This window comes from Aquirufa antheringensis, from assembly GCF_023921165.1.
Taxonomy (GTDB): domain Bacteria; phylum Bacteroidota; class Bacteroidia; order Cytophagales; family Spirosomataceae; genus Aquirufa; species Aquirufa antheringensis.
Genome location: NZ_CP049835.1, coordinates 2,117,289 through 2,127,386 on the forward strand (window position 1 = coordinate 2,117,289; position 10,098 = coordinate 2,127,386).

The window sequence follows — 10,098 nt, forward strand, 5'->3', positions numbered from 1 at the left end:
CTTGCTATAAAGCAAATGTTTTAGGCGTCTGTTTTTACGCTTACGAATTTACCTTTTAGTCTGTCCCAAACCACTCGATAGAAGTCTGTTTCAAACAAACGCGAATCAGCTAAGGCGATCTTGAGGAAGTAGGTTCCTATTAAAGCTAATATGCCATTCGCGAGCCACGCCCCTATCTGGATGATTAAGGCGCCTTCTTTGGCCATCTTATCTCCTTGCTGCGTTAAAATGTACAATAATATGAAGAAAGAAACCGCCACCACGACCGGCACGCCGAATCCACCCTTCTTAATAATGGCTCCTAGCGGTGCACCAATCAGGAACATCACCAAAATGGCAATGGCATTCGTGAACTTATGGTGCCATTCTAGATTCGTCTTATTTAATTTCGATTCATAATCCTCTAAAATGGCCTTATTCGTTTCGCCAGCCGTCATCATGTTCTTCGCTTGTTGCGCTGCTAGATCGTAGGGAACAGGATTTTTAGCCGCCAAACCCTTCGCTAAACGAGGCTTGATCCAATCCGTTTTCTGAAAGAATTGCAAGGTTTTCTTCACCGGCGTCACCTGGTAAAGGAAATTAATGGAAGATGACTTGAAAAAGCCCTTTTTAACGGTTGAAATCGTATTGGCTAAGGAATCTGCATCATCCGCCAGCTGGTAATTATTGCGCATAATCTCGTGGTGGGCGAATTGTTGCTCATCCGTTTTTTGGAGATCAAACACGGCCAGCGACATCACCACCTTGCTTTTCTTGAAATCATGCACCGCTAATTCCGTCGGATTTACCACCGAACCTTGGTCCGCATCTTCTAAATAATCCTTGCCATTAAACAGTTCAAACACTAAATAGCGTTTGTTCATAATAGTATACATCAGCGCAGAATCCGCCAAAGTCACGTGGCGATTTCCATCATTGTGTGTATGATCATAAATAATCAGGTTCTTCAGGGTCTTATTATCCGGGTACTTCTTCCCTACTTTGATAGAATAGCCTGTCAAATCCGTATAGAATATGCCCTCCTTGATGTTCAACGTCGTTTTAGTCGTCTTAATGTCATAGAGTAAACTCCAACCTTTGATGTTCGCCCAAGGCAAAGCCACGTTCATAAACCAGAACATAAACAAGCTCAAAAACACCGCCACGGTTAAAATAGGACGCATAATTCGGAAAATCGAGATGCCCGCACTCTTCAGTGCCGTCAACTCAAAGTTTTCGCCTAATTTCCCAAAAGTCATCAACGAAGAAAGCAATACCGACAACGGCATCGCTAAGGGAATGGTGATTAACGAGAAGTAAAAAAACAACTCCACGTACACAAATGCCCCTAAATCCTTGCCAAAGAGATCAGCAAAGTAAAATAAAACCAAACGCAACAGGAAAATAAAGATGACAACAAGAAGTGTCAAAAAAAATGGTCCAAAAAACGCCTGCAGTACTAATTTATCAATCTTACGCATCCTAACTCCCTACTATTTCTTTCAGTTTGTCGATTAAATAATCCCACAATTCTTCTGCATCCGCATCCGTTTTAAAGGTCGAAGCCCCATCGATAACCGTTAGATAGGTCGTATTCGAAACCTCACTCACATCCAGGCTTAACTCAATAATGTGCTTTCCTGGTTCAGAATTCCCTCTTTTAAAATCAAATTTGACTGATTTATTGGCTTTCCCAGGTAAAACCAAGGCTGGATGGTTCTCATTATCCCAATAAAAATGCAATTCTGCACTTCCACGAACAATCACTTTGTCTGCAAACCATTGTTGTAATCCGGATGGACTACTTAAGTAAGGATAAAGCACCTTAGGCGACGCTTTTATCTCATATTCAAAAGTATATGGAGTTTGTGACATATGAACGGGGATAAATGAACTAGTAAACCTACCTGTAAAACTACCTGTAAACAAAGGTATTAACTCTGGGCTAAATCCCAAATCCTGTGCAAAATTAATAAGTATTGTGAAAATATTTGTGTTCTACGGTGGGAACGCTTACCTTTGCACCATAATTTGGCGGGGTAGCTCAGATGGTTAGAGCGTTGGATTCATAACCCAAAGGTCGGCAGTTCGATTCTGCTCCCCGCTACATAAAATCCCTTTATGGGATTTTTTTATGCCTATGAAAAAGCCCTCGTTTGATGTAATCTTTATGGAACTGGCTCAGAATCTGGCGCTTCGTTCTCATTGCACCCGCGCTCAAGTGGGTTGTGTATTAACCAAAGATACCCGCATTATTTCGATCGGTTACAACGGGCCTCCCGCAGGAACTCACAATTGTGATGATGAATTTGGCGAGGATGGTTGTCCTCGTGATTCGAAAGGAAGTTGTTCTTTAGCCTTGCACGCAGAGCAAAATGCCATTTTATATGCCTCTAAGAACGGTGTTTCAGTCGAAGGTTCTACAATTTACGTTACTTTATCCCCTTGCATCTCTTGTGCTCGTATTATTTTTAGCATGAAGATTAAGAAAGTGATCTTCTTGAATTCCTATGCCGCCTACAAGGGTTTAGCGTCTGATGAAGGGGTTGACTTTTTGCGGAAGTTTGGGGTGGAAGTAGTTTCATATTCAGAATTATAGCTGAGCTATAATTCTGAATATGAAACGAGAGTAGAGATAATAGAGTAGAGAGCATAGATTTAAAGCATAGAGCATAAAGCACAAAGTATAAAGGTGGAATCAAAAAAGGGGCTTTAGCCCCTTTTTTGATGGATATATTAGAGTGGAGATTAGAGAGTATAGAGCACAGATAATATGCAATCGATTAGAATAGAAATAGTATTTTTTAAGCTCTAATCTACTCTCTCTACTCTCTACTCTATAATCTATACTCTCCCCTCTCTCTACTCTATTAAAACAAAAGGGGATCGATTCGATCCCCTTTTGTTTTAATGATGAACTCCCCCTTCCCCATGCACGTGGCCGTGGGCAAGTTCGTCTGGAGTAGCTTCTCTGATTTTTAAGATTTTTCCTTGGAACATTAAGGTTTTCTCCGCTAAAGGATGGTTAAAGTCCATGGTAACGGTTTCTCCTTCGATGGAAACGACTAAACCTTGCATGCGGTTTCCTTGGTCGTCCGTCATCGGGATGAAGTTTCCGATTTGTAAGATATCGTCTGCAGATTGGTCTTCGGCTTGGAAAATAGATTTAGGCAATTGGATGATCGCGTTCGGATCCACGTTACCGTAAGCATCTTCTGCTGAGATACTGAAATCGAACGTGTCGCCTTCGTTTAAGCCTAAAAGGTTCTTTTCAAACGCTTCAGGTAAGCCGCTAAGGCCGTGAATAAAAACCATTGGTTCTTTTTCGTCTACGATTTCTACGACATCTGGTTGTCCTTCTTCATCTGGAAAAGCTAGTTGATACGAGATGAATACGACGTTATTTTTTGCAATTGACATGGTTTGAGCTGTTTTTTTGCCTGCAAACCTACGGGAAATACTTGAGATATTTTTCCATCCCTTAGCTTTTGCCTATTTTTGTTTAACTAAATTCATCTATGCAACAGAGCGCTCAAGAAGTTTTAAAGGATATTAAGCAGAAAAAACTGGCTCCTATTTATTTGTTGCATGGTGATGAGCCCTATTTGATTGATCAGCTGGTGGATGCTTTTGAAAAGCAGGTGCTGCCGGAGGATCAGCAGAGTTTTAATCAATTTGTCCTTTTTGGCAAAGATCATAGTCTAGGATCTATTATTGCGACGGCGCGTCGGTATCCGATGATGGCGGAGCGTCAGGTCGTGATTGTGAAGGAGGCGGCGTTCATCGAGGCGATGGCGAAAGCGAAGGAAAATGCGAAGGCTAAAGAGGATGATTTAAAGGTTTGGGAAGATTATTGCGCGAATCCGACGCCCTCTACCCTACTGGTTTTGACCGTTAAATCCTTGCTTTCTGATAAATCAAAGGTGTTTTCTGCGCTGGTGAAGCACGGTGTGATTGTCACATCGAAGAAAGTATCGGAAGATAAATTGGGTGCTTGGTTAGTGGATTATTTGGGCCAAAAAGGGATCAAAATTCAACCTTCTACGGTCGAATTGATGGTTTCTTATGTGGGTGCGGATTTGTCTAGGATGGCGCACGAGGCGGATAAATTAGCTGTGAATGTGCCAGCGGGTGCTGAGGTAGGCTCTGCAGAGGTGGAGAAATACATTGGTATTAGCCGGGAATACAATTATTTTGAGTTCCAAAAAGCGATCATCCAGCGCAACACCGAAAAAGCCCAGAAAATTGCCTTTCACTTTGCAGAAAACGCGAAGCAGAATCCTGCAGCGCCCATGCTAGTCTTGTTATTTAACTTCTTCTCTAAAGTATTACAGGTTCACGACGTGGGAAATGTCTCTGACGGGGAGATTGCGAAGCTGATTGGAGTGAATCCTTATTTCGTCCGTGATTATACGACAGCGGCGAGAAATTACCCTTTGGCGAAGGTTGTTCGTATTATCGAGGCGGTGAAGAACGCTGATTTAAAAGTAAAAGGGGTTATCGGCAGTGCGGAGACGGACCGCGAAATCATTTTGGACTTAAGTTTCCAAATCTTGCACCTCTAGATTCTAGTTAATAGGCAAGAAGTCATCTTCTTTCACGTATCCTTGCTGACTTTCAATCAGGCTATACACCCAAATATCACGGGTAAACCAATAATTAATCCGATTTCCCTTCTTTAAGAGGCGTTCCACCGGAGCGGCAGAGGACGGAAAGTCGCGCATGTAGGATTTGTCTTTGGTAATAATCCCATAATTTAAAAAGCCCGGAAAGTTCGCAAAAAGCCCAATAAATGCGATGTAAAGGATTAAATAGGTGAATTGACTGCTGCGGATCACTTTCTTTTGAAAGACGGAATAGGTCAAAATTCCAGCCCCATACAAGGCTATCAATAAGAGAAAGCCTAGCAGGAAAGGGAAGAATTTAAAGTAAAGCCAATAAATCTGATCCCAAAGGCTCATTTTAAAGCCGTTCAGCCCCTGCTTCTCACCTATTTCCTCCAAACGCTTCGATATTTCCGGCCGCGCATTCGTCGCTTGTATGCTAGATAAATAGTAAAGTTCTTTCAACCAATCGTTTTTTGCTTTCGCGATATAGGCCAGTTTTAATTTAATATTTTCGGAATCGCGCGGTTTGGTCTTTAAATGGGACACGTAAATTTTCTCCGCACGCAAAAGTCTATTCGCCTTAAACAAAGAATCTGCTAATGCGAGTTGATTTCTATCTATTTGGGAATAAGCTCTTTGGCCAAAACCAAAAGAAAAAATCACAAGAAATATAATTTTATTTAGAGAAAGAGCTTGCATTATTTAAAAAAGGGTGCTAGTTTTGCACCGCAATAAGGGGAAAAAGTTACTCTTTTGCAAACGAAGGTCAACCAGTGGTTGAACTTCCTTTCGGTTCCAGAGTGAACCATTTTTATATACCAAGCCTCGGCTTGAATGATTCCGTAGCTCAGTTGGTAGAGCAATACACTTTTAATGTATGGGTCCTGGGTTCGAATCCCAGCGGGATCACTTCTTAAAAATTAAACACTATCTATTTCAATATAGATGGTGTTTTTTTTTGCTCCTCTAAATACGAGATAAACGAGTGCAATCGTAAGGTTTTATGGTGTAAACAATTATCTGAAAATTGTTTTGTCTGCATAAAAAGTTCCAAAAGGTACGAGTGAAGCTATAAAAGCCCAAAAGATTTTCACTAAGTTCCATCGTTGTAAAAACGAAACTTGAAGCACTAAAACGATATAAAGGACAAATAGAATTCCATGTGCTAAACCCACCACGTAATTAGGCTGTGGAATACCAAATTTGTATTTTAAAATCATCGTAAAACCCAAAAGCAAATACGAGCAACCTTCTAAAAATGCGATAGTGCGTAGTCTGCCTACTGCTGTTTTCAATAAATTATTAATCATAGTTGAAATTTAATTGATAGAGTGTGAAAAACCAACTCAAGGCACCATCCACTGAAATCTCCCCTCCTCATAGTCAAAGAAAGCTCTTCTATGCCCCGCATGATTCAACCACAACCAATCGATCGATTGAACATGAATGGATACAATGCCAAAGTTTTCGTAACCCACTTCACTTTCTGCTAGCGTAAAGTTCTCTTGTTCGATGTCTTCTGGTAGTCCGCTGGTCGATGAATTAGCAAAACTGGACGGGCTTTGGAGTGTTAAATAGCATTTTCGACTGGATAGAGAGGTGGTTTGCCAGGCTTTGGCCGTCATATCATCCGTATGATGTAATACCGCTTTTCCTTTTACGCGTAATTGAATGCGCTCTTCGGAATCATAAAATAGCGCGCTTATAGAAGGATTATGTATTAACTCTTTCCATTTAGGGCTTCTGATATCCGTATGGAAACGCAATTCTCTTTCTGTAGGCAAAGTCTTACGTAAAACAACCGTCCGCATATTCACTTCGCCATTAGCCAAAGTAGCCACGCATGGCGTATGAAAAGGATTTCTGCTTTTAGTGGCTCCAGTGACTAATCTATTCCAGCAGTCCTGTTCAAGATCGGTTAAACTGTAATCGATGTAATTGATTCTATTATGCTCCATACGATTAGTTTAACAAAGCAGCAAAGGGTAATGTTATGAAAACACCTCATTCACCAATTACCATTCACCATTTACCATTACTTTTCAAACACCCTCTTCAGCAGCTCAGTCGTCCGTGCCATCGGATTCGCACGGATATCTTTTTCTTGTTTTGCTATTTCGCTGTAGATTCCTTCCATCGCCTTTTCGGTTACATAAGCGCTCAAGTCTGGATTGATTTTCTTGTTGCTGAAAGGAATGGCATTATAGGCTGTGATGGCTTTTTCCCAGTATTTGGTGGCATTTACTTTATCTAAGGATGTTTTTACGATCGGATTAAAACTGGATTTTAATTCCGTAGCGGTCTTTGAACGTAGATAAGAAGTAGCTGCTGTTTCATCACCGCGGAGGATGTTGATGCCATCTGTGATGGTCATTTGTTTGATGGCATTTACGAAAATGGGTGCGGCGGTAGCAGAAGCATCTTCTGCCGCGCGGTTCATGCTGAGGATAAAATCGTCCGCTAATTGGTTTAGGCCTACACTTCTCAGTGTGCTTTCTACTTTGGCGGCTTCTGGTGGCATGAGGATTTTAAGGGCAGCATTTTTAAAGAATCCATCTGGTTTTGCGAGGTTTGCACAACCTTTTTCGGCTCCTACACGTAAGGCTTCTTTGAGGCCATTGGCAATATCATCTGAACTTAAGCCTGTTTTAGTGGCGCCGGAAGCGATTTCGGTGGCTTTTTTGAGTATGCCTTGGAAGGATTGGGCTTTGGCATTTAGAGAACAAAGGGTTAAGAGTATTAGTAGTTTTTTCATATTTATTGAGATTATAGATAAGAGAGCATAGAGTAAAGATAGGATACACAAGAATAGAGAAGTGTAATTGTCAGCATAATTTATCTCTAATCTATACTCTATAATCTATACTCTGAGCTACACTGCCAACTAGCAACTAAATTTACCGAATAATTACTATCTTTAAAATCACTATTTATTAACCGACTATGAAATTACGTTTCCTACCCTTATTACTTCTCCCCCTCTTTTCTAACGCACAATCCAATGTCGATAGTCTGTTCATCAAGAAGATGTCTGATGAGATTCTGACGAACGGAAAGGCTTATGACTTATTGTATGAGTTAACCAAAAAGATTGGCGGGCGTTTAGCCGGTTCTCCACAGGCGCAGAATGCGGTGATTTGGGGTAAGAAAAGTTTAGAGGCGATGGGTCCAGATAAAGTGTTCTTGCAGCCGGTGAAAACACCGAATTGGAAGCGTGGAGGGAATGATTTTGTGGCGATTACAGGCGTGAATGGAGAGGCGAGAATGCAGCCGTTGGCGGCTTTGGCCTTAGGAAATTCGCTAGGCTCCAATGGATTAATCGAGGCGGAAGTGGTCGCAGTGGCTAGTTTCGAAGAATTAGAGAAGCGCAAGGAAGAGGTGAAAGGCAAGATTGTTTATTTCCACAGTGTTTTTGATCCGACGAAGATTCAGACCTTTAAAGCCTATGGCGAGAGTGGCGCTTTTCGCCGTTCTGGTGCAAGTAAAGCAGCAAAATATGGTGCAGTGGCGGTGTTAATTCATTCACTGAGCACGGCGCCGGATAATGAGCCGCATACCGGTGTGATGGTGTATGATGAAGCATATCCGAAGATTCCAGCGGTGGCTTTAGGTCCGAATGATGCTCAGCTATTGTATGCTTTGGCCAAAAAAGGAACCATCAAAGCCCAAGTTCAAACCTACGGTTTCTTCCTTCCAGATGCGGATGACAACAACGTAATTGCAGAAATCCGCGGATCTGAATTTCCAGACCAATACATCACCTTAGGCGGTCACTTAGACAGCTGGGATGTAAATGAGGGTGCACACGACGACGGCGCCGGCATCGTCCAAACGATGGAAGTGTTGCGCGTCATGAAAGCGTTAAACTACAAACCAAAGCGTAGCATCCGTTTTGTCCTATTCGCAAATGAAGAAAATGCCGCGCGTGGTGGCAAGGAATATGCAAACCAAGCTAAAATTAACAAGGAGAACCACATCTTTGTCATCGAAAGCGATGAGGGTGGCTTCACTCCTCGTTCCATCGGAATTACGGCCCCTCCTGCTCAATTCGCCAGATTTCAAACGTGGACTCCCCTATTAAAACCTTATGGATCTGAGATTACTTTTGGTGGTGGCGGTACGGACATTGCCCCGATGGCCGGCATCAATAAAGAATCCATCTTAGCTGGACTAATCCCAGACAGCCAACGCTATTTCGATCTGCACCACGCAAAGACGGATGTGTTCGAAAACGTGAACAAAAGAGAATTGCATTTAGGCGCCGTGAATATGGCAGCCATCATCTATTTAATTGATAAATACGGCGTAAAATGAGATTAACGACATTATTTCTGCTTTTTGCTTTTGCTACATTCGCGCAAAAGACTTCTTTTTCGGTTCTTGTGTACACGAAAAATGGCCCTGGCTATGTGCACGATAACATTCCCTCAGCCGTGGCTGCAGTTCAGAAGTTAGGCACTGAAAATCGCTTTCAAGTGGATGTTTCGGCTGATCCGGTGGTGTTTGAAGAACAGAATTTGGCCAAATACAAAGTCATCATCTTCACCTCCACTAACAACGACGTCTTCGACACAGACGCACAGCGCGTCGCTTTCCGCCGCTACATCGAAGCTGGTGGCGGATTCGTGGGTGTGCACTCGGTGACGGGAACAGAACGCAAATGGAGCTGGTTCAAATCGATGGTAGGCGAAACGTTCTCCTGGCACGCCAAGTTCCAGCCTTTCTCGGTCATCAACATCGCCCCATCGCACCCATCCCTACAAGGTGTACCCTTAAAATGGTCGAAAGAAGACGAATGCTATTTTGGCTTTGAACTTTACCCCGGCATCCAAACACTAATGATGCATGACGTGACTACCTTAGATCCGTCCCAAAAAGACCTCATCACAAAACACAAAGGCGTTTACGGAGACTATTTCCCAGCGGTCTGGACCCAACACTTCCAAGGCGGACACATCTGGGTCACCACCCTAGGCCACGCGAAAGAAAACTACCAAGAACCGACCTACTTGAATCATTTGTTGCAAGGGATTAATTACATCGCTGGGCAGGTTCGCAAAATCGATTACTCGAAGGCTTTCGCGACGGGTAAGGATGATGGGTTGAGGTTTTAAATTGGGATTTCTTTTTCCTTTTTTCGCGAAAAATGCCCATTTTTGCACCATGATTAGAGTATTTATAGTGGCTTTGGCCTCCGTGTTCATCTTAAATTCGTGTGAAAAAACCTCTGCTGAAATCGAGGGTGAAGTGCGTGAATTGTGGTTGCAAAATCTTCAAAAAGAGCAGATTACAGGTGTAAGTGTCCTAGATGTTTCCTTAGTTCAAAAGAGTGATTCGCTCTATACAGGTATCTTGAAAACCAAAGAGCCAGAGGGTACTTTCTTGTACAATCTGGAGGTAACCCGCGCGGGAGATCAGCTTAGTTACGAGGTAATTGGGGATGGTATTCCGACCGATGGCCGAAATACCCACGAACCCGATGATCAGCCTGTGGTGACTGATTCCTTATAAT

At 42.5% G+C, this 10,098-nt stretch carries 12 protein-coding genes and 2 tRNA genes; 7 read left to right on the top strand and 7 right to left on the bottom strand.

Features of this window, described 5'->3' with window-relative positions; all coding sequences use genetic code 11:
• Positions 1-20 precede the first annotated feature (20 nt).
• Positions 21-1,460, bottom strand: a complete 1,440-nt coding sequence (locus G9X63_RS09545; RefSeq protein WP_130923800.1) for an LptF/LptG family permease — start codon at positions 1,458-1,460, stop codon at positions 21-23.
• A 1-nt stretch (position 1,461) separates the two neighbouring features.
• Positions 1,462-1,854: an START-like domain-containing protein gene (locus G9X63_RS09550; RefSeq protein ID WP_252622747.1), complete on the bottom strand. Its 393-nt coding sequence runs from the start codon at positions 1,852-1,854 to the stop codon at positions 1,462-1,464.
• A 158-nt stretch (positions 1,855-2,012) separates the two neighbouring features.
• Between G9X63_RS09550 and G9X63_RS09555 the strand changes: the two genes are divergently transcribed.
• Positions 2,013-2,086 (top strand) — tRNA-Met (locus G9X63_RS09555).
• A gap of 33 nt (positions 2,087-2,119) precedes the next feature.
• On the top strand, positions 2,120-2,578 hold the full coding sequence (locus G9X63_RS09560; RefSeq protein WP_130923798.1) for a deoxycytidylate deaminase: 459 nt from the start codon (positions 2,120-2,122) through the stop codon (positions 2,576-2,578).
• Positions 2,579-2,886: 308 nt separating this feature from the next.
• On the opposite strand, the gene G9X63_RS09565 is transcribed toward G9X63_RS09560, so the two are convergent.
• Positions 2,887-3,399, bottom strand: a complete 513-nt coding sequence (locus G9X63_RS09565) for an FKBP-type peptidyl-prolyl cis-trans isomerase (protein ID WP_252622749.1) — start codon at positions 3,397-3,399, stop codon at positions 2,887-2,889.
• Between the two features lie 98 nt (positions 3,400-3,497).
• Between G9X63_RS09565 and holA the strand changes: the two genes are divergently transcribed.
• The gene (gene holA, locus G9X63_RS09570) at positions 3,498-4,544 is read left to right on the top strand and encodes a DNA polymerase III subunit delta (protein WP_252622751.1); all 1,047 of its coding nucleotides are present in this window, start codon (positions 3,498-3,500) and stop codon (positions 4,542-4,544) included.
• Between the two features lie 3 nt (positions 4,545-4,547).
• On the opposite strand, the gene G9X63_RS09575 is transcribed toward holA, so the two are convergent.
• Positions 4,548-5,249, bottom strand: coding sequence for a hypothetical protein (locus G9X63_RS09575; RefSeq protein WP_130896475.1), 702 nt, complete (start codon positions 5,247-5,249; stop codon positions 4,548-4,550).
• Between the two features lie 173 nt (positions 5,250-5,422).
• On the opposite strand from G9X63_RS09575, the gene G9X63_RS09580 reads away from it, so the two are divergent.
• Positions 5,423-5,495: transfer RNA gene (locus G9X63_RS09580), tRNA-Lys, on the top strand.
• A 107-nt stretch (positions 5,496-5,602) separates the two neighbouring features.
• Here the strand turns inward: G9X63_RS09580 and G9X63_RS09585 are convergent.
• The 3 genes from G9X63_RS09585 to G9X63_RS09595 form a co-directional block, all read right to left on the bottom strand.
• Positions 5,603-5,896 carry a DUF3817 domain-containing protein gene (locus G9X63_RS09585; RefSeq protein ID WP_252622753.1) on the bottom strand — a complete coding sequence of 98 codons (294 nt, stop codon included), beginning with the start codon at positions 5,894-5,896 and terminating at the stop codon, positions 5,603-5,605.
• 36 nt (positions 5,897-5,932) lie between these two features.
• Positions 5,933-6,544: a pyridoxamine 5'-phosphate oxidase family protein gene (locus G9X63_RS09590; protein ID WP_252622755.1), complete on the bottom strand. Its 612-nt coding sequence runs from the start codon at positions 6,542-6,544 to the stop codon at positions 5,933-5,935.
• Between the two features lie 77 nt (positions 6,545-6,621).
• Positions 6,622-7,341: a DUF4197 domain-containing protein gene (locus G9X63_RS09595; protein WP_252622757.1), complete on the bottom strand. Its 720-nt coding sequence runs from the start codon at positions 7,339-7,341 to the stop codon at positions 6,622-6,624.
• A 188-nt stretch (positions 7,342-7,529) separates the two neighbouring features.
• Between G9X63_RS09595 and G9X63_RS09600 the strand changes: the two genes are divergently transcribed.
• Genes G9X63_RS09600 through G9X63_RS09610 form a run of 3 tightly spaced genes read left to right on the top strand, consistent with a single transcriptional unit; the run spans position 7,530 to position 10,097 of the window.
• A complete protein-coding gene (locus G9X63_RS09600) occupies positions 7,530-8,900 on the top strand; it encodes a M20/M25/M40 family metallo-hydrolase (protein ID WP_252622759.1) in 1,371 nt (456 codons plus the stop codon).
• Positions 8,897-9,700 carry a ThuA domain-containing protein gene (locus tag G9X63_RS09605; protein WP_252622761.1) on the top strand — a complete coding sequence of 268 codons (804 nt, stop codon included), beginning with the start codon at positions 8,897-8,899 and terminating at the stop codon, positions 9,698-9,700. Before G9X63_RS09600 ends, G9X63_RS09605 begins: the two co-directional genes overlap by 4 nt.
• Before the next feature lie 49 nt (positions 9,701-9,749).
• Positions 9,750-10,097: a hypothetical protein gene (locus tag G9X63_RS09610; protein WP_252622763.1), complete on the top strand. Its 348-nt coding sequence runs from the start codon at positions 9,750-9,752 to the stop codon at positions 10,095-10,097.
• Position 10,098: the final 1 nt, after the last annotated feature.